At 63.7% G+C, this 24,924-nt stretch carries 23 protein-coding genes; 13 read left to right on the top strand and 10 right to left on the bottom strand.

Annotated elements, in window-relative coordinates:
• From G1E_RS29865 to G1E_RS24210, 4 genes are all read right to left on the bottom strand, one after another.
• The coding region (locus G1E_RS29865; RefSeq protein WP_047150177.1) for a DUF4880 domain-containing protein at positions 1 to 298 on the bottom strand (298 nt) is incomplete at its 3' end.
• Positions 295 to 813 carry an RNA polymerase sigma factor gene (locus tag G1E_RS24220; protein WP_009681518.1) on the bottom strand — a complete coding sequence of 173 codons (519 nt, stop codon included), beginning with the start codon at positions 811 to 813 and terminating at the stop codon, positions 295 to 297. The genes G1E_RS29865 and G1E_RS24220, both read right to left, overlap by 4 nt.
• Before the next feature lie 152 nt (positions 814 to 965).
• A complete protein-coding gene (locus G1E_RS24215) occupies positions 966 to 1,676 on the bottom strand; it encodes a PolC-type DNA polymerase III (RefSeq protein ID WP_009681519.1) in 711 nt (236 codons plus the stop codon).
• Positions 1,673 to 3,610, bottom strand: coding sequence for a DUF294 nucleotidyltransferase-like domain-containing protein (locus G1E_RS24210; protein WP_009681520.1), 1,938 nt, complete (start codon positions 3,608 to 3,610; stop codon positions 1,673 to 1,675). Before G1E_RS24210 ends, G1E_RS24215 begins: the two co-directional genes overlap by 4 nt.
• 116 nt (positions 3,611 to 3,726) lie before the next feature.
• Between G1E_RS24210 and G1E_RS24205 the strand changes: the two genes are divergently transcribed.
• Positions 3,727 to 4,266, top strand: a complete 540-nt coding sequence (locus G1E_RS24205; RefSeq protein ID WP_009681521.1) for a response regulator — start codon at positions 3,727 to 3,729, stop codon at positions 4,264 to 4,266.
• A 146-nt stretch (positions 4,267 to 4,412) separates the two neighbouring features.
• On the opposite strand, the gene G1E_RS24200 is transcribed toward G1E_RS24205, so the two are convergent.
• The gene (locus tag G1E_RS24200; protein WP_009681522.1) at positions 4,413 to 6,590 is read right to left on the bottom strand and encodes a malate synthase G; all 2,178 of its coding nucleotides are present in this window, start codon (positions 6,588 to 6,590) and stop codon (positions 4,413 to 4,415) included.
• Positions 6,591 to 7,039: 449 nt separating this feature from the next.
• Here G1E_RS24200 and G1E_RS24195 point away from each other — a divergent pair, with 449 nt between their 5' ends.
• On the top strand, positions 7,040 to 7,558 hold the full coding sequence (locus G1E_RS24195) for a glycine cleavage system protein R (RefSeq protein WP_009681523.1): 519 nt from the start codon (positions 7,040 to 7,042) through the stop codon (positions 7,556 to 7,558).
• A 294-nt stretch (positions 7,559 to 7,852) separates the two neighbouring features.
• On the opposite strand, the gene rarD is transcribed toward G1E_RS24195, so the two are convergent.
• The 4 genes from rarD to G1E_RS24175 all read right to left on the bottom strand — a co-directional run bounded on the left by rarD (position 7,853) and on the right by G1E_RS24175 (position 11,411).
• Complete coding sequence (rarD, locus tag G1E_RS24190) at positions 7,853 to 8,740, bottom strand: EamA family transporter RarD (protein WP_009681524.1); 888 nt, start codon at positions 8,738 to 8,740, stop codon at positions 7,853 to 7,855.
• Between the two features lie 64 nt (positions 8,741 to 8,804).
• A complete protein-coding gene (locus G1E_RS24185) occupies positions 8,805 to 9,779 on the bottom strand; it encodes a serine/threonine protein kinase (protein ID WP_009681525.1) in 975 nt (324 codons plus the stop codon).
• A 99-nt stretch (positions 9,780 to 9,878) separates the two neighbouring features.
• The gene (locus G1E_RS24180) at positions 9,879 to 10,625 is read right to left on the bottom strand and encodes a TOBE domain-containing protein (RefSeq protein ID WP_009681526.1); all 747 of its coding nucleotides are present in this window, start codon (positions 10,623 to 10,625) and stop codon (positions 9,879 to 9,881) included.
• A gap of 54 nt (positions 10,626 to 10,679) precedes the next feature.
• Entirely contained in the window at positions 10,680 to 11,411 is a 732-nt protein-coding gene (locus G1E_RS24175; protein WP_009681527.1) for a ComF family protein, read from the bottom strand.
• Positions 11,412 to 11,500: 89 nt separating this feature from the next.
• On the opposite strand from G1E_RS24175, the gene bioB reads away from it, so the two are divergent.
• The 9 genes from bioB (at position 11,501) to G1E_RS24130 (ending at position 21,826) form a co-directional block, all read left to right on the top strand.
• Complete coding sequence (bioB, locus tag G1E_RS24170; protein ID WP_009681528.1) at positions 11,501 to 12,559, top strand: biotin synthase BioB; 1,059 nt, start codon at positions 11,501 to 11,503, stop codon at positions 12,557 to 12,559.
• Position 12,560: 1 nt separating this feature from the next.
• Positions 12,561 to 13,733, top strand: a complete 1,173-nt coding sequence (gene bioF / locus G1E_RS24165; RefSeq protein ID WP_009681529.1) for an 8-amino-7-oxononanoate synthase — start codon at positions 12,561 to 12,563, stop codon at positions 13,731 to 13,733.
• The gene (locus G1E_RS24160; protein ID WP_009681530.1) at positions 13,726 to 14,457 is read left to right on the top strand and encodes an alpha/beta fold hydrolase; all 732 of its coding nucleotides are present in this window, start codon (positions 13,726 to 13,728) and stop codon (positions 14,455 to 14,457) included. The genes bioF and G1E_RS24160 overlap by 8 nt, the downstream gene beginning before the upstream one ends.
• Positions 14,450 to 15,268 (top strand): malonyl-ACP O-methyltransferase BioC, encoded by an 819-nt coding sequence (gene bioC, locus G1E_RS24155; RefSeq protein ID WP_009681531.1) that lies wholly within the window; start codon positions 14,450 to 14,452, stop codon positions 15,266 to 15,268. Before G1E_RS24160 ends, bioC begins: the two co-directional genes overlap by 8 nt.
• A gap of 10 nt (positions 15,269 to 15,278) precedes the next feature.
• Positions 15,279 to 15,959: a dethiobiotin synthase gene (gene bioD, locus G1E_RS24150; RefSeq protein ID WP_009681532.1), complete on the top strand. Its 681-nt coding sequence runs from the start codon at positions 15,279 to 15,281 to the stop codon at positions 15,957 to 15,959.
• 120 nt (positions 15,960 to 16,079) lie between these two features.
• The gene (locus G1E_RS24145; RefSeq protein WP_009681533.1) at positions 16,080 to 16,376 is read left to right on the top strand and encodes a hypothetical protein; all 297 of its coding nucleotides are present in this window, start codon (positions 16,080 to 16,082) and stop codon (positions 16,374 to 16,376) included.
• A 288-nt stretch (positions 16,377 to 16,664) separates the two neighbouring features.
• Positions 16,665 to 18,470: a phenylacyl-CoA dehydrogenase gene (locus G1E_RS24140; protein ID WP_009681534.1), complete on the top strand. Its 1,806-nt coding sequence runs from the start codon at positions 16,665 to 16,667 to the stop codon at positions 18,468 to 18,470.
• A 169-nt stretch (positions 18,471 to 18,639) separates the two neighbouring features.
• Positions 18,640 to 19,923 (top strand): diguanylate cyclase, encoded by a 1,284-nt coding sequence (locus tag G1E_RS24135; protein WP_009681535.1) that lies wholly within the window; start codon positions 18,640 to 18,642, stop codon positions 19,921 to 19,923.
• 124 nt (positions 19,924 to 20,047) lie between these two features.
• Entirely contained in the window at positions 20,048 to 21,826 is a 1,779-nt protein-coding gene (locus G1E_RS24130) for an acyl-CoA dehydrogenase C-terminal domain-containing protein (RefSeq protein WP_009681536.1), read from the top strand.
• A gap of 280 nt (positions 21,827 to 22,106) precedes the next feature.
• Here G1E_RS24130 and G1E_RS24125 read toward each other — a convergent pair whose 3' ends face one another.
• The gene (locus G1E_RS24125) at positions 22,107 to 23,030 is read right to left on the bottom strand and encodes a LysR family transcriptional regulator (RefSeq protein WP_009681537.1); all 924 of its coding nucleotides are present in this window, start codon (positions 23,028 to 23,030) and stop codon (positions 22,107 to 22,109) included.
• 211 nt (positions 23,031 to 23,241) lie between these two features.
• On the opposite strand from G1E_RS24125, the gene G1E_RS24120 reads away from it, so the two are divergent.
• Both G1E_RS24120 and G1E_RS28015 read left to right on the top strand, forming a co-directional pair.
• Positions 23,242 to 24,522 (top strand): aspartate aminotransferase family protein, encoded by a 1,281-nt coding sequence (locus G1E_RS24120; RefSeq protein WP_009681538.1) that lies wholly within the window; start codon positions 23,242 to 23,244, stop codon positions 24,520 to 24,522.
• Positions 24,523 to 24,682: 160 nt separating this feature from the next.
• Entirely contained in the window at positions 24,683 to 24,841 is a 159-nt protein-coding gene (locus G1E_RS28015) for a YqaE/Pmp3 family membrane protein (RefSeq protein ID WP_009681539.1), read from the top strand.
• Positions 24,842 to 24,924: the final 83 nt, after the last annotated feature.

The raw sequence follows: 24,924 nt of genomic DNA, 5'->3' as shown, positions 1-24,924 counted from the left end.
CCCACGCCAGCAGCGAGCCGAGCAGGAACATGCCGGCCAGGCCGCCGCCCACCTTGCCGATGCGCCGGCGCAGGCTGGCGCGCGACTGCAGCAACGCCTGGCGCGCCGGGCCGGCGGCTGCGCTGAGCCGCTGGTCCATGGCGCCGAGCTGTCGCCAGGCGCGCGCGTGTTCTTCGCTGGCGGCATGCCAGCGCATGAACTCGCCACGTTCGGCAGGGCTGTCGCTGCCGCCGTCGAGGTTGAGTTTCCAGGCAATGGCAGCTTCCAGTACACGCGACGAGACCGGTGCGTTGCTCACGTCGGCTCCCCGTACAGGGCCACGTAGCACTGGCGCATACCCTGGGCGAGGTACTGGCGCACCCGCGACACCGAAACGCCCAGGCGCTCGGCGATTTCGGCATGGCCCATGCCATCCAGGCGGTTGTGCAGGAACGCCGCGCGGGCTTTGCTCGACAGCTTGCCAAGCAGCCGGTCGATGGCTTTGAGGTCTTCCAGAATCAGGTGCTGTACTTCGGGGGAGGGGTGTTCGGCTTCCGGCACCAGTGCCAGTTCCGCGAGGTAGGCCTGTTCCAGTGCGGCGCGCCGGAAGTGGTCGAACATCAGCCCCTTGGCCACGGCTGCAAGAAAGGCACGCGGTTCGCGGGGCGAGGCCAGCTGCTCGCGGCCTAGCAGACGCACGAAGGTGTCCTGGCTCAGGTCTTCGGCACGTTGGTGGCAGGCCATGTTGCGTTGCAACCAGGCGAGCAGCCAGCCGCGGTGATCGCGGTACAGCGTACCAACCAGATCGGCGTGTGGGCTCTGTGCAGAAGGCAAGCAGCGTCCCCCCGGAACGTATGCATTAACTAACGATAATTATTCGCGATTGTTGCAGAGGGGAGGGGGTGGGTGCAATGGACGCTTATCGGTTCGCCTGCATGGGGTTGGCCAAGGGCCTGCGGTTTCACCGGCGCTGCGTAGCCCTGGCCTTACATGCCATGGCTCTGCACCTTGCGTCGCCGCCAGCCGCGCAGGCGCTGTTCCAGTTGCAGCGGGCTGTCCAGTTGTTGGCGCCGGGCCTGGCTGAACAGGATCAGCACAAGTTCTGCGGTGACCTGGGCATCAGCGCTGGCGTGGTGGCGTTCTTCCACCTGTAGCCCAAAGCGCGCCACCCAGTCATCCAGGCCCGCCTCGCGCAGAACCGTGTCGGGGTTGAGCATCGGTGCCAGCTCGGCCACATCCAGAAACGGCGACTGCAAGCGGTAACCCAGGCTTTCTTTCAGTGCCCGCGCCAGCATGCGCTGGTCAAACGGAGCATGGAATGCCAGCACCGGGCTGTCGCCAATGAAGTCGAGCAGGTCCAGCAAGGCTTCGGCGGGCTCGCAACCGGCCGCCAGGGCGCTTGGCCCCAGCCCGTGAATCAGCACGCTGGCGTTGGTTTTCAGCAGTGGCCGCTGCAGGGTGCGTTCGAATTGCTGGGCAAAGTCGATGGCCCCGTCCTCGATGGCCACTGCGCCGATCGACAGTACCTGATCACGGTTGGGGTTGAGCCCGCTGGTTTCCAGGTCCAGCACCACCCAGCGCTGCTCACGCAACGTGCACACACCCAGGGGCGCGGGTTTAGGTTGCCGGGCCAGGCGCTGGCGCGTGGCAGGGTCCAGCTCGGGTGTGCCGGGGCGCAGCCAGGCGAACAGGCTCATAACTGGTACCGCAGGGCCAGGCTGCTTTGCAGGCGCTGGGCCTGGCGCAGGGACTCGCGCAGGATACGCCGGTCCAGGTGGTTGAGGCTGTCCGGGTCAAGCCGGTTGGAATACGGCAGGTTGGCGCGGGCCTGGCGTTGATGCTGTTGCATGCGGGTCTGCTGGATGAAGTGATACGCCTCTTCGTAGGCCGCGCCGTCCAGTGCTTCGATTACCCCTTTGGCGACCAACTGGCGCAGGCGCTCCAGGGTATTGCAGGCGCCGATGCCGTTGGCCAGCGCCAGCAGCCGGGCACCATCGACGAAGGGCGTCAGGCCCTGGACCTTCAGGTCGAGTGTGGCCGCCTTGTCATTGCCTTGGCGGGTCAGCACGAACTCGCGCAGGCGGCCCACTGGCGGGCGCTGGCGCAGGGCGTTTTCCGCCATCATGCGCTGGAATATACGGTTGTCGGCCACCTGCGCCAGCACGCCTTGGCGCAGTTGCTCGCAGCCCTGATCGTCGCCCCACACCACCCGCAGGTCGAAGTAGATGCTTGAGCCCAGCAGGTTTTCCGGGCTGGCTTCGCGGACAAAACCGGCAAAGCGCCGCGCCCACTCGGCACGCGACAGGCACAGCGCAGGGTTGCCGGCCATGATGTTGCCCGTACACAAGGTGAAGCCACACTGGGCCAGGCATTGGTTGATGTACTGTGCCAGCGGCAGCAGGCGGGCACGGATGGCGTCGGCCTCGGCACTGTCCAGCGCCTCGAAAAGGATGCCGTTGTCCTGGTCGGTGTGCAGGGTCTGTTCGCGACGCCCTTCGCTGCCAAAGCACAGCCAGCTGAAAGGCACCCCAGGGTCGCCGCGTTCAGCCAGGGCCAGTTCGATGACCCGGCATACCGTGTGGTCGTTGAGCAGGGTGATGATCTGGGTGATCTGGGTGGACGAGGCGCCGTGGGCGAGCATCCGTTCGACCAGTTGGCTGATCTCGCCGCGCAGCGAGACCAGGCTGTCCAGCCGCGGCGCATGGCGAATGGTGCGCGCCAGGTGCACAAGGTCGACCCGTTGCAGCGAGAACAGGTCGCGCTCCGAAACCACGCCACACAGCCGGCCGTTTTCCACCAGGCACACGTGGGCAATGTGCCGCTCGGTCATTGCCATGGCTGCATCGAAGGCACTGGCCTGTGGGCTGAGGTAGAACGGCTTGGCGGTCATGTGCCGGGCAATCGGCGCACCCAGCTCGGCGTCCGCCGCGGCCACCACCTGGCGCAGGTCGCGCAGGGTGAAGATGCCGGTGGGGTAGCGCTGCGTGTCAACCACGACGATGCTGCCCACCTGCTGCTCGTGCATCAGCCGCACGGCTTCGCGCAGCGGCGTATCCGCGTTGCACACCACCGGGTGCCGCATGGCCAGTTCGCCCAGCGGCGTGTTCAGCGAGTACTGGGTACCCAGGGTTTCCACCGCACGCTGGCGAACCTTCTGGTTGACCTGGTCGAGCAGGCTGCTGACCCCGCGCAGGGCAAAATCCCGAAACACTTCAGACATCGAGAACACGCGGATGAACGCTGCCTTGTTCAGTTGCAGGCAGAAGGTGTCTTCGCCGGCCAGGTGCTCGGTGCGGGTGGCCCGTTCGCCGAGCAGGGCGGCCAGCGGGAAGCACTCGCCGCTGGTGATTTCGAAGGTGGTTTCGACCCTCGGTTTCACCAGGTGCTGACGCTCGCCCACCACCCGGCCCTGCTTGACGATGTAGAAATGCTCGACCGGCCCGTCTGCCGGCTTGACGATGCTTTCGCCGCTGGCATAGAAGCGCAGCTGACACTGCTCGACCAGGTAGGCCAGGTGGCTGTGCTCCATCTGGTTGAACGGCGGAAAGCGCTGCAGAAACTGCAGCGTGCCCTGAATGTTCTGCAGCACTGCGGTCCTGCCCGCCTGGCTGTAGGCGTCCTTTTTGCTCATGAAACCGACCGTATCGCTATGCCGAACTATATATATCTATATATAGGTGCCGGCCATGTTGTTCTCTGCCTCCATGGTCGGCTTGCGGCGGGGTGGTGCCCATTGGACGTAAGTCTATGAGCACCCCTGTCAAAGACCCGACGAAAGGCGAACCGGGCGACGCAAGTTCTGCGGTCCTATGGGTGAAGCGGAATTTTTTTGACGAGATGGCCATGCCTGAGCAAATCGATATTTTAAGCGACGAAGAGCGCGAGGCATTGGGTATGGCCAGTGCGCCGGTAGTCGTAAAGCCGTTGGTGCTGGTGGTGGACGACAACGCGGTGAACCGTGAGGCTTTGATCCTGTACCTGAAAAGCCGGGGCATTGATTGCGTGGGCGCGGACGGGGCCGAGGAGGCCAGGTTGTACCTGCATTTCCAGCAGCGCATCGGCTTGATGATTACCGATTTGCGCATGCAGCCAGAGGATGGGCTGGAGCTGATCCGCAAGATTCGCGGGTCGGAGCGGGCGGCGTTGTCGATCATCGTCGTGTCGGGCGACACCGATGTGGCAGAGGCGGTGGACGTGATGCACCTGGGGGTGGTGGACTTCCTGCTCAAGCCGGTGGACCTGGGCAAGTTGCTGGAGCTGGTGAAGAAAGAGCTGAAAATTGATTGAGGCAGAGAGGGGCTGCTTTGCAGCCCTATCGCGACACAAGGCCGCTCCTACAGGTGCAGCGCAAGTTTTGATATTTGCGATATCCCTGTAGGAGCGGCCTTGTGTCGCGATTGGGCCGCAAAGCGGCCCCCGTACGCAGGTGTAACTTACAACCCGTTACGCGCCTTGTACTCGCGGCGACGGCGGTGCAGCACTGGCTCGGTATAGCCATTGGGCTGCTTGCCACCTTCGACCACCAGCTCCACTGCCGCCTGGAACGCAATGTTGTCGTCGAAGTTCGGCGCCATCGGGCGGTACAGAGGGTCAGCGGCGTTCTGCTGGTCGACCACCACCGCCATACGCTTGAGGCTTTCCAGCACCTGCGCCTGGCTGACCACGCCGTGGCGCAGCCAGTTGGCCAGCAGTTGCGCGGAGATGCGCAGGGTGGCGCGGTCTTCCATCAGGCCGACGTTGTTGATGTCCGGCACCTTCGAGCAACCGACACCCTGGTCGATCCAGCGCACGACATAGCCGAGGATGCCCTGGGCATTGTTGTCCAGCTCGTTGCGGATCTCTTCGGCCGACCAGTTGGTGTCGGCAGCCAGCGGGATGGCCAGGATATCGTCCACCGACGCCGGGGTGCGTGAGGCCAGTTCACGCTGGCGTGCCTGTACGTCCACCTTGTGGTAGTGCAGGGCATGCAGGGTGGCGGCAGTTGGCGACGGCACCCAGGCGGTGTTCGCACCGGCCAGCGGGTGGGCGATCTTCTGCTCGAGCATGGCGGCCATCAGGTCGGGCATGGCCCACATGCCTTTGCCGATCTGCGCACGGCCTTGCAGGCCGGTCGCCAGGCCGACATCGACGTTGTTGTTCTCGTAGGCACCGATCCACTTCTCGTTCTTCATGGCACCTTTGCGCACCACGGCGCCGGCCTCCATCGAGGTGTGAATTTCATCGCCCGTGCGGTCGAGGAAGCCGGTGTTGATGAACGCGACGCGCTCGGCAGCGGCCTTGATGCAGGACTTGAGGTTGACCGTGGTCCGGCGCTCCTCGTCCATGATGCCGACCTTCACGGTGTTGCGCGGCATGCCCAGCAGGTCTTCGACCTGGCTGAAAATCTCAGCGGCAAACGCCACTTCCTCAGGGCCATGCATCTTCGGCTTGACGATGTACACGCTGCCACTGCGGGTATTCTTGCGGCTGGTGTTGCCATTGAGGTTGTGCAGGGCGATCAGGTTGGTGAACAGGCCATCCTGGATGCCTTCCGGAATTTCGTTGCCCTGGGCGTCGAGAATTGCCGGGTTGGTCATCAGGTGGCCAACGTTACGCACGAACAGCAGCGAACGGCCGTGCAGGGTCACGCTGCCACCGTTGGGCGCAGCGTACTCGCGGTCGGGGTTCATGGTGCGAGTGAAGGTCTTGCCACCTTTGCTCACGCTTTCGGCCAGGTCGCCCTTCATCAGGCCCAGCCAGTTGCGGTAGACGATGACCTTGTCGTCGGCATCGACAGCGGCGACCGAGTCTTCGCAGTCCATGATGGTGGTCAGTGCCGACTCCATCAGGATGTCTTTGACGCCAGCGGCGTCGGTGCTGCCAACCGGGGTGCTGGCATCGACCTGGATTTCGAAATGCAGGCCGTTGTGTTTCAGCAGCACGGCGGTCGGTGCCGCGGCATCACCCTGGAACCCGATCAGTTGGGCGTCGTCACGCAGGCCGGTGTTGGTGCCGCCCTTCAGGGTGACCACCAGCTTGCCGGCTTCGATGCGGTAGGCGGTGGAGTCGACGTGCGACCCAGCCGCCAGCGGCGCGGCTTCGTCAAGGAAGGCGCGGGCGAAGGCAATCACCTTGTCGCCACGCACTTTGTTGTAACCCTGGCCTTTTTCGGCGCCGCCTTCATCGCTGATGGCATCGGTGCCATACAGCGCGTCGTACAGCGAACCCCAACGGGCGTTGGCGGCGTTGAGGGCAAAACGGGCGTTCATCACCGGCACGACCAGCTGCGGGCCGGCCATATGGGCGATTTCTTCGTCCACGTTCTGGGTGGTGGCCTGGAAATCGTCGGCTTGTGGCAGCAGGTAGCCGATTTCCTGGAGGAAGGCTTTGTAGGCTGCGGCGTCATGGGCCTGGCCTTTGCGTGCCTGGTGGTAGGCGTCGATCTTGGCTTGCAGCTCGTCGCGCTTGGCGAGCAGGGCTTTGTTCTTTGGAGCGAGGTCATTGATGATCTTCTCTGCACCCGCCCAGAACTGCTCGGCGACGATGCCGGTCCCGGGGATGGCTTCGTTGTTCACGAAGTCGTACAGGACCTTGGCGACCTGAAGGCCACCGACTTGAACGTATCCAGTCATTGCTTGCCTCACTCTGCTCAGCTATTTCGCTCTTCTGTATTAAGCCTGTAGCGCTTCTCTAAACACGTACCAGTACTTGCCCCCGGGGAAGACCCCGAGCGCGGCTGGGTGCAGCCCGCCAGACTGGCTGGCAGACAGTGTGCGTATTTTCACAGGCGCCTTGGCAGACATCCAAACGACGTTTTGTAGTCCGCGCCACGGGATACTACATGAAGCAGTAGACGGGGCAAAATCAGACTAAAAGCGCCGTTGTGCGACCCATTGGTCGCGTATGGTCACGCTGGGAGCAGGTATGTTCGCAAAAAAAGGGTGGATTGTTCCAGATAAATCTTGAAACAGTACACGATTGGCTGTGCGGATTGCCCTGCGGCAGGTTGCCGCGCCTTGCCTATACTGAGCCGACCCCCCGATTTTCTGCGCCTGGCGCGGTTCGACACGAGGAACGGCTTGTGGATCATCTTGTACTGACTGTTATCGCCCCTGACAAGGCCGGCCAGGTGGAACGTGTTGCGCAGTGCATCGCCGACCACAGCGGCAACTGGCTGGAAAGCCGCATGTCGCGCATGGCCGGGCAGTTTGCCGGGATCCTGCGGGTGGCGGTGCCGGCTGAACATCACGATGGGCTGGTGGCGGCGTTGCAGGGGCTGGCCCAGTACGACATTCGTGTGCTGGTTGCAGAGAGCGGAGTGGAACCCTCTTGTACCTGGAAGCCGATTGCCATGGAACTGGTCGGCAATGACCGGCCGGGGATCGTGCGGGACATTACTCGTTTGCTGGCGGAGTTGCAGGTGAACGTGGAACGGTTCACGACAGAAGTGCGGCCGGCACCGATGAGCAGCGAGCCGTTGTTCCATGCCGATGCCTTGTTGGCCTTGCCTCTGGCCCTGCCGCTGGACGAGCTGCAGCAGCGGCTGGAGAGTCTGGCGGATGACTTGATGGTGGAGTTGCGGTTGCGGGCGGAGGATTGAGTGGATTGGCCGGGGGCCGCTTTGCGGCCCATCGCGACGCAAGGCCGCTCCTACAGGGGATTTGGTAAAGACATCCCTTGCGGTTATCCCAGTATCACGGGGAAGGCCCTGTGGATAACCTGGGGGTTCACCTCCCCAGCCCAGGCAATGCGCCCGCTGCAGAGGTTTGCTCAAAAAACACCCAAAAATCAGCAGCTTGTGCACAAAGCACGGGGACGAGGGTGTGGATAACCTTTGGAGATGTCTCTGCAGGCCAGGTATTACATGGCCTGCAGAGTTTTGATCGTTTTTTGATCAGGCGCGCTTGCGCAAACTTAGCCAGGCATCCACGCTGTAAATGGCCAGGCCAGCCCAGATGAACATGAAGGCTACCAGAGTGCTGGAGGACAAATGCTCATCGAACAGCAGCACCGCCTGCAGCAGTACCAGGGTTGGCGCCAGGTATTGCAGGAAGCCGAGGGTGGTGTAGGGCAGGTGCCGCGCTGCGGCGTTGAAGCACACCAGCGGTACCAGAGTCACCGGCCCCGCCGCCATCAGCCAGAGCGCTTCGCTGCTGGTGTAGAACGCGCCTTGTGCACTCATGGCCGTTGGGTGCAGCAGCAACCAGCCCAGGGCCAGCGGTACCAGCATCCAGGTTTCCACAACCAACCCCGGCAGCGCCGCAACCGGGGCCTGTTTGCGGATCAGCCCGTAGAAGCCAAAGCTCAGCGCCAGCGCCAGCGACACCCAGGGCAGGCTGCCCACCTGCCACACCTGCTGGGCCACGCCAACTGCAGCCATGCCCACTGCCAGCCATTGCAGGCGGCGCAGCCGCTCGCCCAGCAGCAGCATACCCAGCAGCACGTTGATCAGCGGGTTGATGTAGTAACCCAGGCTGGCCTCGAGCATGCGCCCGTTGTTGACCGACCACACATAGGTCAGCCAGTTGAAGGCAATCAGCGCCCCGCTCAGGGCCAGGACCCCCAGCCGGCGCGGGTTGTCGCGCAGCTCGCGCCACCAGCCGGGGTGTTTCCACAGCAGTAGCAGCAGCGAGCCGAACAGTGCCGACCAAAGCACCCGGTGGACGATGATCTCCACCGCCGGGACGCTCTGGATTGCCTTGAAGTAAATCGGGAACAGGCCCCAGATGATGTAGGCGCTCAGGCCCAGGATATACCCGCGACGCGGGTTTGCGGCGTGCATGCAGAATCCTTGCTTAGGTAGCTAAATAAAGCGACCCCTATTGTAGACAGAGGCGTGCACCGTTTTAGAACAATTTCAGCGGGGCTTCATCCAGCGCCGCCATTTGTTCACGCAGGGCGAGGATCTGATCGCCCCAATAGCGCGGCTGGCCGAACCAGGGGAAGCTGGGCGGGAATGCCGGGTCATCCCAGCGCCGCGCCAGCCACGCGCTGTAATGCAACTGGCGCAGCGCCCGCAGCGGTTCGATCAGGGCCAGCTCGCGCGGGTCGAAATCGTGGAACTCGTTGTAGCCGTCGATCAGTTCGGCCAACTGCCCCAGGCGCTCCTGGCGGTCGCCGGCCAGCATCATCCACAGGTCTTGTACGGCGGGGCCCATGCGGCAGTCGTCGAGGTCGACCACGTGGTACACGTCTTCGCGGTGCATCAGGTTGCCGGGGTGCAGGTCGCCATGCAGGCGGATGAGCTGGTGCGGGGTGCGGGCGTAGATGTCCTCGACCCGCTTGAGCAGGTCGCGGGCGACTGACGCGTACGCCGGCAGCAGCTCGCGGGGTACAAAACCCCCATCGAGCACAGTGTTCAGCGAGGCATGGCCGAAACTGTCCACAGTCAGCGCTTCACGGTGAGCGAACGGTTTGCAGGCGCCGACGGCATGCAGGCGGCCAAGCAGTTGCCCCAGGCGGTAGAGCTGGTCGAGGTTGCCAGGCTCCGGGGCATGGCCGCCACGGCGCGGGAACAACGTGAAGCGAAAGCCCTGGTGCTCGAACAAGGTACGGCCGGCGTGCTGCATGGGCGCTACGACCGGCACTTCGCAATCGGCCAGTTCAGCGGTAAAGCTGTGTTCTTCGAGGATGGCCGCATCGCTCCAGCGGCCAGGCCGGTAGAACTTGGCGATCAGCGGCTGCGCTCCCTCGATGCCCACCTGGTAGACGCGGTTCTCGTAGCTGTTCAGTGCCAGCACCCGGGCATCGCTGAGAAAGCCGAGGCTTTCCACGGCGTCCAGGACCAGGTCAGGGGTGAGGGTATCGAACGGATGGGACATGTGAGCTCCGGGGGTATACGGCATGAGCTCCATGGTACAGGGTTATCCCTGTAGCGTACCCGTAGGGTTTACCCGCGAACCGCCTGCGCCACGGCCGGCCTAGGCAGGCACCCCGAGCAACACATAGGCAGGGTGGAACTGAACCCGTACCTGCTGGCCGGCCAACCAACCCGCCTCTGCCATGGCACACAGCGTTTGCCCGTTGCCCAGCGCCAACCGGACTTCATTGGGCCCGTCGGCCTCCACCAGCACGTCTTCTACCGTGGCCCGCAGGCAATTGCTCCCCGCTTCAGGCTTGTCCCCCTCGGCCAGCAACTGCACCCAGCCTGCCTTGAGTAGTGCCACCACCCTGCTGCCCAAGGTCAGCTCCAACCGCGCGGTGCTGTCGTGGGTGATCAGCGCGTCGATCTCCAGCCCGCCACCCAGCGCCAGGCTGACCCGGTCATAGCGGCCCTCACGGCGCAGGCCGCTGACCTGGCCCTGCAGCTGGTTGCGCGCGCTGGTGCGTAGCATCAGGCGCCCAAGCAAGTCGAGGTCGCTGGAGTCTTCCGCGGCCTCGAGAATTTGCGCCTGTAGGGCCTGCAGCCTTTGGTACAGGCGCAATACGCGCTGACCCTCCACCGACAGCCGGGCGCCTCCACCCCCACGCCCGCCAGTGCTGCGCTCGACCAACGGCTGACTGGCCAGGTTGTTGAGCTCATCGATGGCGTCCCAGGCTGCCTTGTAGCTGATGCCCGCCGCCTTGGCCGCACGGGTGATCGAGCCTTGCTCGGCAATGTGCTGCAGCAGTGCGATGCGCTGCGGGCGCCGGGCGATGTGCTGGGTGAGTAGAGTGGGCAAGGACATGGGCATCCGGTCGCTGTAGGGGCCTGGGGCGAATAGTGTGGCGTAGCGGCAGGGTTATACATACCCCGGCTTCGGCGTACGCGCCAGGCAATACACATCCACCCGCTGTGCCCCGGCTTTGCGCAACACCTGGGCAATGGCCTGGGCGGTAGCGCCAGTGGTCAACACGTCATCGACGATGGCGACGTGCTTGCCTGGCAGGTCACCGGCGACCGCAAAGGCCTGGCGCAGATTGCGCCGCCTGCCTTTGGCACTCAACCGCTGCTGCGCGGGGGTTTCCCGAGTGCGCAGCAGTACCCGCTCATCGCACGGTATGCCCACGTGCGCCGCCAGCCAGCGGGCCAGCAGCCCGGCCTGGTTGAACCCACGCTCGCGCAGTCGACGCCTGGCCATGGGCACAGGCAACAGCAGTTCAGGGCGTGGCAACCCCTCGGCATAGCGGTAGCGTAGCCCTTGCCCAAGCAACTCGGCCATCAAACGCCCCAACGGCCACTGCCGGTTGTGCTTGAAGCGGCTGATCAACGTGTCGACCGGAAAGCCGAAATGCCACAGGGCAAAGACCTTTTCGAACGCCGGCAAGCGGCGGCTGCACTGGGCGCAGGCGAGGCCGGCCATGGGCAGTGGCAGGGCGCAGTAGCGGCAATGGTCGCCCAGCCAGGGCAGCTCTTGCTCACAACCGACGCACAGCGGGTAGTGTTGCCCGGCAGGCGCGTCGCACAATAAACAGATCTGGTTAATAAGTGAGCACTTGTAAACCAGTCGTTTCCAGTTGAGTTGACAGTTCATAGGCCATCCGTGACTATGCGAGTTATCCGTGATGCGCTGGCGGGCTTTCCTGTCCCCGCGCCAGCTTAAGCCTAAACAAGGAAACGCCGATGAGCGCCAGCACAACTGCAACAACACGTCACGACTGGTCCCTGGCCGAGGTCAAGGCCCTGTTCCAGCAGCCTTTCAATGACTTGCTGTTCCAGGCGCAGACGGTGCACCGCGCGCATTTCGACCCCAACCGCGTGCAGGTTTCGACGTTGCTGTCGATCAAGACCGGAGCCTGCCCGGAAGATTGCAAATATTGTCCACAGTCCGGCCACTACAACACTGGGCTGGAAAAACAGAAGTTGATGGAAGTGCAGAAGGTGCTGGAAGAAGCAGCACGCGCCAAAGCCATTGGCTCGACCCGCTTCTGCATGGGCGCGGCGTGGAAGCACCCGTCGGCCAAAGACATGCCTTATGTGCTGGAGATGGTCAAAGGGGTGAAGGCCTTGGGCCTGGAAACCTGCATGACCCTGGGCAAGCTCGACCAGGAGCAGACCCAGGCCCTGGCCCAGGCAGGCCTCGACTACTACAACCACAACCTCGACACCTCGCCGGAGTTCTACGGCAGCATCATCACTACGCGCACCTACAGCGAGCGCCTGCAGACCCTGGCCTACGTGCGCGATGCGGGCATGAAGATCTGCTCGGGCGGCATCCTGGGCATGGGCGAGTCGCTGGACGACCGCGCCGGGCTGCTGATCCAGCTGGCCAACCTGCCCGAACACCCCGAGTCGGTGCCGATCAACATGCTGGTCAAGGTGGCCGGTACGCCGCTGGCCGAGGAGGAAGATGTCGACCCGTTCGACTTCATTCGCATGCTGGCCGTAGCCCGCCTGTTGATGCCCAAATCGCATGTGCGCCTGTCTGCCGGCCGTGAGCAGATGAACGAGCAGATGCAGGCCCTGGCCTTCATGGCCGGTGCCAACTCGATTTTCTACGGTGAAAAACTGCTGACCACTGCCAACCCGCAGGCTGACAAGGACATGCAGCTGTTCGCGCGCCTGGGCATCAAGCCTGAAGCACGCGAGGAGCACGCCGACGAAGTGCACCAGGCCGCCATCGAGCAGGCGCTGGTCGAGCAGCGCAGCAGCGAGATGTTCTACAACGCCGCGACCGCCTGAGATGGCTTTCGACCTGGCGGCGCGCCTGGCCGAACGGCGCGCTGCGGACCTGTACCGGCAACGGCCACTGCTGGAAAGCCCGCAGGGCCCGGAGGTGGTGGTCGACGGCCAGCGCTTGCTGGCCTTCTGCAGCAACGATTACCTGGGCCTGGCCAACCACCCCGAGGTGGTTGGCGCCTGGCAGGCCGGTGCCGAGCGCTGGGGTGTCGGTGGCGGTGCGTCGCACCTGGTGATCGGCCATAGCACCCCGCACCACCAGGTCGAAGAGGCGCTGGCTGAACTGACGGGGCGCCCACGTGCGCTGCTGTTTTCCACCGGCTACATGGCCAACCTGGGCGCCATCACCGCGCTGGTGGGGCAGGGCGACACGGTGCTGCAGGACCGCCTGAACCATGCCTCGCTGCTCGATGGCGGGCTGCTCAGCGGTGCGCGGTTCAACCGCTACCTGCACAACGACCTGGCCAGCCTGGCCAGCCGCCTGGACAAGGCCGTTGGCAATACTCTGGTGGTCACTGACGGTGTGTTCAGCATGGACGGCGACCTGGCCGACCTGCCGGCCCTGGCCGAGGTCGCCCGCGCCCGGGGTGCCTGGCTGATGGTCGACGATGCCCATGGCCTGGGCACCCTTGGCGCTCAGGGCGGTGGTATCGTCGAGCACTTCGGCCTGGGCGTGGACGATGTACCGGTGCTGATCGGTACGCTGGGCAAGGCCTGCGGTACTTCCGGTGCCTTTGTTGCCGGGAGCGAGGAACTGATCGAGGCGCTGGTGCAATTCGCCCGCCCCTACATCTACACCACCAGCCAGCCACCGGCACTGGCCTGCGCCACGCTGAAGAGCCTGGAGCTGCTGCGCCGCGAAAGCTGGCGCCGCGAGCACCTGGCCGCGTTGATTCGCCAGTTCCGTGAAGGCGCGCAGCAGATCGGCCTGGAACTGATGGACAGCCCCACACCGATCCAGCCGATCGTGATTGGCGACAGCGCGCAGGCCTTGCGCCTGTCGCGCATGTTGCGCGAGCGCGGCTTGCTGGTCACCGCCATCCGCCCACCGACCGTACCGGCGGGCAGTGCCCGTCTGCGCGTAACATTGAGCGCCGCCCACAGCCAGGCGCAGGTGCAGCTATTGTTGAATGCATTGGCCGAGTGTTATCCACAATTGGAGAACGCCGATGCGTAATCGTCTTGTACTGCTGCCCGGCTGGGGCCTGGGCACTGCCGCACTGGAACCGCTGGCCGCCAGCCTGCGCGCCCAGGACCCCCGTCTGCAGGTAGAGCTGATGCCCCTGCCGGAATTGCCCCACAGCGATGTTGAGGGCTGGCTTGAGCACCTCGACCGTAAATTGCCGGGCGATGTCTGGCTAGGTGGCTGGTCGTTGGGCGGCATGCTCGCCAGCGCCCTGGCACACAAGCGTGGCGACCACTGCTGCGGCTTGCTCACCTTGGCCAGCAACCCCAGTTTCGTTGCCCGTGGCGACTGGCCGCATGGCATGGCCGAAGACACCTTTGGCACTTTCCTCGACGGCTGCCGCAGCCATACCCAAGTCACCCTGAAGCGCTTTCGCAGCTTGTGCAGCGATGGCGCCCAGCAGCCGCGTACCCTGCTGCGCCAGCTGGGTGTCGGCGTACCGGACACCGACCCTCTGTACCTCGCCACCGGCCTTGAAGTGCTGGCCAAGCTGGATACCCGCGAAGCCCTGCAGGCTTACGGCGGCCCGCAACTGCACCTGTTCGCCGGCAGCGATGCGCTGGTGCCGGGCGAGGCAGCCAAGGCCTTGAGCGAGCTGCTGCCCGATGTGGAGGTGGGCCTGGTAGAAGACAGTTCCCACGCCTTCTTGCTGGAGTACCCGCAAGAGCTGGCGGCTGGCATCAAGAGTTTCCTGCATGAGAGTGGCGATGACTGACCTTTCCTGTCCGACCCTGCCCGGCGCTTTGCCCGACAAACGCCAGGTAGCGGCTTCGTTCTCCCGCGCTGCAGCCAGCTACGACAGCGTAGCCGCGTTGCAGCGCGCCGTGGGCTTGAGCCTGTTGGGGCAAATGCCGGCCGGCTGGCAGCCATTGCGCTGGCTGGACCTGGGCAGCGGTACCGGCCATTTCAGCCGTATCCTGGCTGAGCGGTTCGCCCAGTCCAGCGGTGTGGCGGTGGATATCGCCGAAGGCATGCTGCGCCATGCCCGCAATGAACAACGCGGTGCGCACTACCACGTGGCCGGCGACGCCGAGCGTTTGCCATTGCGCGATGCCAGCGTCGACCTGGTGTTCACCAGCCTGGCCGTGCAATGGTGCGACCAGTTCGCCAGTGTGCTGGCCGAAGCGCTGCGGGTACTGCGCCCGGGCGGCGTGCTGGCCTTCAGCAGCCTGTGCGTAGGTACCCTCGACGAACTGCGTGCCAGCTGGCAGGCGGTGGACGGCCTGGTGCATGTAAACCGCTTCCGCCGTTTCGAGGACTACCAGCGCCTGTGTGCCGCCAGCGGTTTTGAGCAGCTTGAGCTGCATCGCTGTGCGCATGTGCTGCATTACCCGGACGTACGCAGCCTGACCCACGAACTGAAGGCGTTGGGCGCGCACAATCTCAACCCTGGGCGACCGTCCGGGTTGACTGGCCGGGCACGCATGCAGGGCCTGTTGCAGGCGTACGAGGCATTTCGCCAGCCTGCCGGGCTGCCAGCCACCTATCAGGTGGTCTATGGTGTGTTGCGCAAGCCACAGGCGTAAGGGGAGCAAGATGAGCAGGGCCTATTTCATCGCCGGTACCGATACCGATGTCGGCAAGACCACCGTCGCGGCCGGTTTGCTGCATGCGGCGCGGTTGCAAGGCTTGAGCACCCTGGGTGCCAAGCCGGTGGCCTCGGGGTGCACGATGACCCCCAAGGGTTTACGCAACAGCGACGCCCAGGCGCTGATTGATGAAAGCACCATCAAGTTGCCGTATGAGCAGGTCAACCCGTATGCGTTTGAGCCTGCGATCGCGCCGCATGTGGCAGCACGCGAGGCGGGGGTGACATTGGACGTGCCAGCGCTGCTGGCGGCTATACGCAATGTGCTGCAACAAAATGCCGATTTCACCTTGGTCGAGGGGGCTGGGGGCTGGCGTGTGCCGCTTTCGGGGCTGGAGAACCTTTCAGATCTGGCGGTGGCCCTGCAGTTGCCGGTGATTCTGGTGGTGGGGGTGCGGCTGGGGTGTATCAGCCATGCCTTGCTCAGCGCCGAGGCGATCGAGCGCGACGGGCTGCAGTTGGCAGGCTGGGTGGCGAACATCATCGAGCCGCGCACTTCACGGCTTGAAGAGAACCTGGCCAGCCTGGCCGAGCGCTTGCCAGCGCCTTGCCTGGGGCGGGTGCCCAAGCTGAAGCAGGCCAGTGCAGACAAGGTGGCTGAGCATTTGCAGCTGGATTTGCTGGATTAGGTGCTGGAATACTCAGGGCCTATCAACTGGCACCGGGCCATTAGCGATTTAAACGGGCCTTTTTACCGACGGCCTGTTTTAATGGGTTGTGTTCCTATCCAGCGTCAATGGAGTCCTGACATGGAAATCACCGGTAGCTCCGCCTATTACGCGGGCCTGAGCGCTATACAAGCCGGCCAGAACCGCGTCGATCAGGCTGCCAGCCAGATCGCCAACACCACCGCCGAACGTACCGCCACCAGCCAGTCCAGCGACTTCCAGGCCGAACGCCTGCGTGCGGTCGACCGCAGCCAGCAGATGGACCTGGCCACCAGCCTGGTGCAACAGGCGGTCGGCAAGACCGAAGTCGAGCTTGGCGCAAAGGTCGTCAAGGCATCCGACGAAATGCTCGGCCGGATCATCGATACCTACGCCTGACAGAGTGCCGATTTCGAATAACACATAGCCCCTGTAGGAGCGGGCGTGCCCGCGAAAGCGTCAGCTCAGGCAACCCATTGCCTGGCCGGGCCCTTTCGCGGGCATGCCCGCTCCCACAGGGTATTGTTTTTATTGAGCTTGGCATAAACGCCATTTTTCGCGGCGTAAATGGCACTATCGTCCCTCCTTGACAGAAGCCGGAGCTAAACGTAAGTTTCAAACAACTGTTTGACAGACGCCGCGGCGCACGCGGGTCACCCCACAGAACTCACCTAGAGGTTCATCGCAATGCCTGACTACAAAGCCCCCTTGCGTGATATCCGCTTCGTTCGCGACGAGCTGCTCGGTTACGAGGCGCACTATCAGAGCCTGCCGGGTTGCCAGGACGCAACGCCCGACATGGTCGACGCGATTCTTGAAGAAGGTGCGAAGTTCTGTGAGCAGGTGCTGGCGCCGCTGAACCGTGTGGGTGACCAGGAAGGCTGCATCTGGAGCGAGTCGGGCGTGAAAACCCCAACCGGCTTCAAGGCGGCTTACGAACAATTCGTCGAAGGCGGCTGGCCCAGCCTGGCACATGATGTGGAACACGGCGGCCAGGGCCTGCCAGAGTCGCTGGGCCTGGCCCTGAGCGAGATGGTCGGTGGTGCGAACTGGTCGTGGGGCATGTACCCGGGCCTGTCCCACGGCGCCATGAACACCATTTCTGCGCACGGCACCGCCGAGCAGCAGCACACCTACCTGACCAAGCTGGTGTCGGGCGAATGGACCGGCACCATGTGCCTGACCGAGCCACACTGCGGTACCGACCTGGGCATGCTGCGCACCAAGGCCGAACCGCAGGCTGACGGCAGCTACAAGGTGTCGGGCACCAAGATCTTCATTTCCGCCGGTGAGCACGACATGGCCGAGAACATCGTGCATATCGTTCTCGCGCGCCTGCCGGATGCTCCGGCCGGTACCAAGGGCATTTCGCTGTTCATCGTGCCGAAGTTCCTGCCCAATGCCGAAGGCGGTGTGGGTGAGCGCAATGGCGTGAGCTGCGGCTCGATCGAACACAAGATGGGCATCCACGGCAACGCCACCTGCGTGATGAACTTCGATGGCGCCACCGGCTACCTGATCGGCCCGGCCAACAAAGGCCTGAACTGCATGTTCACCTTCATGAACACCGCGCGCCTGGGTACCGCGCTGCAGGGCCTGGCCCACGCCGAAGTCGCGTTCCAGGGTGGCCTGAAGTACGCCCGCGAGCGTTTGCAGATGCGCTCCCTGACCGGCCCCAAGGCACCGGACAAGGCCGCCGACCCGATCATCGTCCACCCGGACGTGCGCCGCATGCTGCTGACAATGAAAGCGTTCGCCGAGGGCAACCGCGCGATGGTCTACTTCACCGCCAAGCAGGTGGACATCGTCAAGTACAGCCAGGATGAAGAAGAGCGCAAGAAGGCCGATGCCCTGCTGGCCTTCCTCACCCCGATCGCCAAGGCGTTCATGACCGAAGTCGGTTTCGAAGCGGCCAACCATGGCGTGCAGATCTATGGCGGTCACGGCTTCATCGCCGAGTGGGGCATGGAGCAGAACGTGCGTGATAGCCGTATCTCGATGCTGTACGAGGGCACCACGGGCATCCAGGCCCTCGACCTGCTCGGCCGCAAGGTGCTGATGACTCAGGGCGAAGCGCTGAAGGGCTTCACCAAGATCGTGCACAAGTTCTGCCAGGCGCAGGAAGGTGTCGAGGCGGTCAAGGAGTTCGTCGAGCCGCTGGCAGCCATCAACAAGGAATGGGGCGAGCTGACCATGAAAGTGGGCATGGCTGCCATGAAAGACCGCGAAGAAGTGGGTGCGGCCTCCGTCGATTACGTGATGTATTCCGGCTACGCCTGCCTGGCCTACTTCTGGGCCGACATCGCCCGCCTGGCCGCTGAAAAGCTGACCGCCGGCACCAGCGAAGCGGCGTTCTACACCGCCAAGCTGCAGACCGCGCGCTTCTACTTCCAGCGCATCCTGCCGCGTACCCGCACGCATGTGGCGGCCATGCTGTCGGGCGCCAACAACCTGATGGACATGGACGAAGAGAGCTTCGGCCTGGCGTACTGATTCAACCGCTGTTGCCAGAACCCGCCTGCCCTCACCGGCAGGCGGGTTTTTTTGTTCAGGCCCAGGCCACTCGACAACCCTGGCCGATTTGAAATTCAACTGTTCGGGTACGCTGCCGATGAAATAAGGGCACAATGCCACTATTGATCTGCCGGGTCGGAGATTACCCTTGTTTCGTTTTAACGCTGTACGTGCCAGCCATTTCCTGCCCTCGCTGCTGCTGCTGTTGGCAGGGCTCGCCGCAGCTTATGTGAGAGACCTCAGTGTGTTTTTCACATCGCTGTTCAATGTTCTGCCCACCTTGGTGCTGCTGCTGGGTGGCGCTTACTGCGCGGTGTATCGTCGCCAACGTGAGCTGTTTCTGATGCTTACGGTATACATCGCCTACTTTCTGCTCGACACCCAGACCGACTTCTACCGCGACCACGGCCGTGTGCGCGAGGATGCAGCGGTGGTCTTCCACCTGGTATGCCTGCTGTTGCCGGCATTGTTCGGCCTGTATGGTGCCTGGCAGGAGCGCACCCACCTGCTGCAAGACCTGGTGGCCCGTGGCGCCGTGCTGTTTGCCGTGGGCAGCGTGGCAGTGGCCCTGGAGCAAAGCTACCCCGAGGCGCTGTTGACCTGGTTGGCGGAGATTCGCTGGCCGACCTTGCATGGCCAGTGGATGAGCCTGATCCAGTTGGCCTACCCGCTGGTCGCGGGGGTGTTCATCCTGCTGGTGGTGCAGTACCTGCGCGCGCCGAGGCCGTTGCACGCGGCCCAGATCATCGGCCTGCTGGGCATTTTCTGGATGCTGCCGCAAACGTTCATCCTGCCGTTCACGCTGAACATCATGTGCAGCCAGGTGATGTTGATGATCGCCGCAGCAGTTGCGCACGAGGCCTACCAGATGGCCTTCCGCGACGAGCTGACCGGTTTGCCCGGCCGGCGTGCGTTGAACGAGCGCATGCAGCGGCTGGGTCGCAACTATGTCATCGCCATGACCGACGTTGACCACTTCAAGAAATTCAACGACACGCACGGTCACGATGTCGGCGATCAGGTGTTGCGCCTGGTGGCCAGCCGTTTGGCCAAGGTCACCGGTGGTGGGCGTGCCTACCGCTATGGGGGAGAGGAGTTCGCCTTGGTGTTCGCGGGCAAGACCGCCGAGGAATGCGTGCCCCATGTGGAAGCGGTGCGCGAGGTGATCGCCAACTATGTGATGCACCTGCGCGACAAGTACAACCGCCCGCAAGACGATACCGCCGGGCGCCAACGCCGCGCCGGCAGCAGCGGCGGCACAGTTTCGGTGACCATCAGCATTGGCGTTGCCGAGCGCCAGGCCGATCACCGTAACCCCGAAGCCGTGCTCAAGTCGGCCGACCAGGCGCTCTACGACGCCAAAGGCGCAGGGCGCAATTGTGTGGTGGTGCATGGCCAGCAATCGCGGCGTGGGGCTGTACGTACTGCGTGACCAAAATAGACTAAGCGGTCTATTGATGACCCTATGTCTCGTAAATGTTGTTCGGTTACACTGGCATCAACCCCAGTGTCGCGGTACCCCGAGACCGCCCAGCCCCCACTTGCGAGAGGTTGTCATGGCTGACTATAAAGCGCCCGTGCGCGACATGCGCTTCGTACTGAATGAAGTGTTCAACGTGGCTGAGCAGTGGGCGCAATTGCCCGGGCTGGCCGAAGTCGTCGATGCCGATACGGCCATGGCCGTACTGGAGGAGGCTGGCAAGGTGACCGCCAAGACCATCGCACCGCTCAGCCGCACGGCCGATGAAGAGGGCTGCCACTGGGACAATGGCGCGGTGCGCACACCGGCCGGCTTCATCGAGGCCTACAACACCTACGCCGAAGGTGGCTGGGTGGGCGTGGGTGGCGACCCGCTGTTTGGCGGCATGGGTATGCCCAAGGCCATTTCGGCGCAGGTCGAGGAAATGGTCAATGCCTCGAGCCTGGCCTTTGGCCTGTACCCGATGCTGACCGCCGGCGCCTGCCTGTCGATCAACGCCCACGCCAGCGAGGCGCTGAAGGAAAAGTACCTGCCCAACATGTACGCCGGTGTATGGGCTGGCTCCATGTGCCTGACCGAACCGCATGCGGGTACCGACCTCGGCATCATCCGCACCAAGGCCGAGCCACAGGCGGACGGCAGCTACAAGGTCAGCGGCACCAAGATCTTCATCACCGGCGGCGAGCACGACCTGACCGAGAACATCATCCACCTGGTGCTGGCCAAGTTGCCGGATGCGCCGGCGGGGCCGAAGGGCATCTCGCTGTTCCTGGTGCCCAAGTTCATGGTGAACGAGGATGGCAGCCTCGGTGCGCGCAACCCGGCCACCTGTGGCTCCATCGAGCACAAGATGGGCATTCAGGCGTCGGCTACCTGCGTCATGAACTTCGACGAGGCTGTGGGCTATATCGTCGGTGAGCCGAACAAAGGCCTGGCAGCCATGTTCACCATGATGAACTACGAGCGCCTGGGGGTGGGTATACAGGGGCTGGCGACGGCCGAGCGTTCCTACCAGAATGCCGTGGAGTACGCGCGCGACCGTTTGCAAAGCCGTGCCCCCACCGGCCCGCAAGCCAAGGACAAAGCCGCCGACCCGATCATCGTCCACCCGGATGTGCGGCGCATGCTGTTGACCATGAAGGCACTCATCGAGGGCGGCCGCGCGTTTTCCACCTATGTGGCCATGCAACTGGACAGTGCCAAGTACAGCGAAGACCCTGGCGTGCGCAAACGCAGCGAAGAACTGGTGGCATTGCTTACGCCGGTGGCCAAGGCCTTCCTGACCGACCTGGGCCTGGAGTGCGCGGTGCACGGCCAACAAGTCTTCGGCGGGCATGGCTACATCCGTGAATGGGGCCAGGAGCAACTGGTGCGTGATGTGCGCATCACCCAGATCTACGAGGGCACCAACGGCATTCAGGCCCTCGACCTGATGGGGCGCAAGGTGGTGGCCAGCGGCGGCGCCTACTACACGCTGTTCTCCGACGAAATTCGCCAGTTCATGGCCAGTGCGGGTAGCGAGCTGGATGAGTTCACCCGCCCTCTGGGTGCTGCGCTCGGCCAGCTGGATGGGCTGACTGAATGGGTACTGCAGCAGGCCAAGGGCAACCCGAATGAAATTGGCGCAGCATCGGTCGAGTACCTGCATGCCTTTGGTTATGTCGCCTATGGCTACATGTGGGCATTGATGGCGCGGGCGGCGAAGGCGGGGGAGGGCGACGAGGCGTTTTATTCGGGCAAGCTGGGCACGGCGCGGTTCTACTTCGCGCGCTTGCTGCCACGGGTGGATTCGCTGGTGGCCTCGGTGAAGGCGGGCAGTGAGTCGCTTTACCTGCTGGATGCCGAACAGTTCTAGCTGATTCAGGGGCCGCACAGCGGCCCCTGTGCTTCGCGTATCTGCGAATGCCTCTCTTGTGTAAGCCTTTTCCTACACAACGTGGTGACTTTTCACCACTGTTCTCAGATTGGATCCACGGCTAATCTTTACCACATGGACGTTGCGCAGGAAGCGCAAAGGACAGATCAAGGATGGCGACGAAGGACCACCTGCCAGGATGGCGGGGCGATACGGATGTCACAGGGAAACAGTCTGGAAAACCCCGCTTCGGCGGGGTTTTCTTTGCGCGCGTGTTTTATCAGGCCAGCACATCCAGCGGTGATGCGCCCAGCTGTCGCGCGTCTGTCTCTTCTTCCAGCAGCGTACGCAGCAGTTCGACCGATGCCTGCTGGCGCTGGGCATCGCGGAACACCAGCCCTACCTTCAACGGTACTCGCGGCTCGCTCAGCGGCTTCCACAACAGCCCTGGGTCGTCCTCGGCGGCGTCTTTGGCCCGGCCTGGCAGAATGGTTGCCAGCGCGGTGTGCGCCAGGCTGTCGAGAATACCCGCCATGTTGTTCATCTCGGCCTGCACCTGCGGCCGCCGGCCCTGGCTGGCTAACTGGGCCTGCCAGATCTGGCGGATCTGAAACTCCTCGCCCAGCATCAGCATGGGCAACTCGGCCGCCTGGCGGATGGACACCTTCTTGAAATCCTTCAGTGGGTGGGTGGCGGGTATCACCAATTGCAGCTCGTCCTCGTACAGCAACAGGCCATGCAGGCCGGGCTGGCGTGGCGGCAGGTAGCTGATGCCGATGTCCAGGTTACCGCTGAGCAGGCGCCGCTCGATCTCCAGCCCCGATAACTCGTAGATCTGCACCACCAGGTGGGGTTGGGCCTTGCGCAGCCGTTCGAGCAATTGCGGCACCAGGCTGGGGCGTACCGTTTGCAGCACACCGATGGCCAAGGTGCGCAAAGACTGGCCCTTGAAGTTGCGCATGGCCTCGTGGGCACGCTGCAGGCCATCGAGCAGCGGCAGGGCATGGTTGTACAGGGTATGGGCCGCCAGGGTCGGCAGCAGGCGCTTGTTGCTGCGCTCGAACAGGCTCAGGTCCAGGCTGTGTTCCAGTTGGCGGATCTGTTGTGAAAGCGCTGGCTGTGACAGCGACAGGCGCTCGGCGGCGCGGCCGACGTGGCCCTCTTCGTACACCGCGACGAAATAACGCAGTTGGCGTAAATCCATAAGTGATGCTTATCAAAATTGCTGGAAAATCGAAATGGCGGTAACCCCTCGTGGCGCCTAGTCTATCGCCGTATTCCAACGGGTTACAGCGCTGAATCAGTCGATTGTTACCGTGGATGAGAAACACTTTTGATAGGCAAGACAAAATAATGAGCGGCGGCGCCAAGACCGCCCTGTGCTCGCCCCTTACCGTGCATTGGCTGGAGCCCCGATGAACCTGTTCAACCTGCGCCGCTCGGCCCCGACCGCCGCGGCCGAGCCCAAGCCTGTGCCGGTGCGTGTGCCACCTGCTGCCGAGTTGTCGCGTGACTGCCTGATGCCCGGGACCGAACGGCCTGCGCAGGTGTTCGTGCGCGGGCAGGGCTCCTGGTTGTGGGACGATGCCGGGCATGCCTACCTGGACTTCACCCAGGGCGGCGCAGTGAACAGCCTGGGCCATAGCCCCAGCGTGCTGGTCAAGGCGTTGGGCAGCCAGGCCCAGGCGCTGATCAACCCAGGCGCGGGGTTTCATAGCCGTGGCCTGCTGGCGCTGGCCAACCGCCTGTGCCAGAGCACCGGTAGCGACCAGGCCTACCTGCTCAACAGCGGTGCCGAAGCCTGTGAAGGGGCGATCAAGCTGGCGCGCAAGTGGGGCCAACTGCACCGCAGTGGCGCCTATCACATCATCACCGCCAGCCAGGCCTGCCATGGCCGCAGCCTGGGCGCGCTGTCGGCGTCCGACCCATTGCCCTGCAACCGCTGTGAACCGGGCCTGCCCGGGTTCAGCAAGGTGCCGTTCAATGACCTGGCGGCGCTGCACGCCGAAGTGGATTCGCGCACTGTGGCCATCATGCTGGAGCCGGTGCAGGGCGAGGCCGGGGTAATTCCGGCGAGCCGCGAGTACCTCAAGGGCGTGGAAACCCTCTGTCGTGAGCTGGGCATCCTGCTGATCCTCGATGAGGTACAGACCGGCATCGGGCGCTGTGGCGCATTGTTGGCCGAGGAGACCTATGGCGTGCGTGCCGACATCATCACCCTGGGTAAAGGCCTGGGCGGTGGTGTGCCACTGGCCGCGTTGCTGGCCCGCGGTACGGCGTGCTGCGCCGAACCGGGCGAGCTGGAGGGCAGCCACCACGGCAATGCGCTGATGTGCGCTGCGGGCCTGGCCGTGCTGGATACCGTACTGGAGCCCGGCTTCTTCGGCCAAGTGCAGGACCACGGCCGCCACCTGCGCGACGGCCTGAGCCGCCTGGCTGGGCGTTATGGGCAGGGCGAAGTACGCGGGCAAGGGCTACTGTGGGCGCTGCAGCTGAAGGAAAACCAGGCGCGCGAACTGGTGGCTGCCGCCCTGCACGAAGGCTTGCTGCTCAATGCCCCACAAGCGGATGTGGTGCGTTTCTCTCCGGCGCTGACCGTGAGCAAGGGCAATATCGACGAAATGCTGCTGCGCCTGGCACGCGCCTTTGCCCGCCTGCATGCGCAGCAGCATGCGCGCCGCGAAGTGTCGGCCTAAGTGTCGGGGTAAGTGGCACGTTAACCAATTCTACGAACCGTCTGGCGTTCCTGCGCATCGCCCCTGGCCTGTTCCATTCGGCCCGGGGCGTTTTTTTTGCCTGTGGAACCTCCAGGACCAGCGGCTAGTCTGTGTTGTAACCCCTTCAGGAGAGACTCGCATGGACTTTATCCGCATCATCATCGCCATTATCTTGCCGCCGCTCGGGGTGTTTCTGCAGGTTGGGTTTGGCGGGGCGTTCTGGCTGAACATTCTGCTGACCCTGCTGGGGTACATTCCAGGGATCGTGCATGCGGTGTACATCATCGCCAAGCGTTAGCCTGCCCAGGCTTCATTACCGGCAAGCCGGGTTCCCACAGGTTGGTGCAGCATTTAACCCCTTCGCTGTACCTGTGGGAGATT

The sequence above is a fragment of the Pseudomonas sp. TJI-51 genome, assembly GCF_000190455.2.
Classification (GTDB): domain Bacteria; phylum Pseudomonadota; class Gammaproteobacteria; order Pseudomonadales; family Pseudomonadaceae; genus Aquipseudomonas; species Aquipseudomonas juntendi.
Note: the sequence above shows the minus strand (reverse complement) of the source record. Positions and strands in the feature narration are given on the sequence as shown.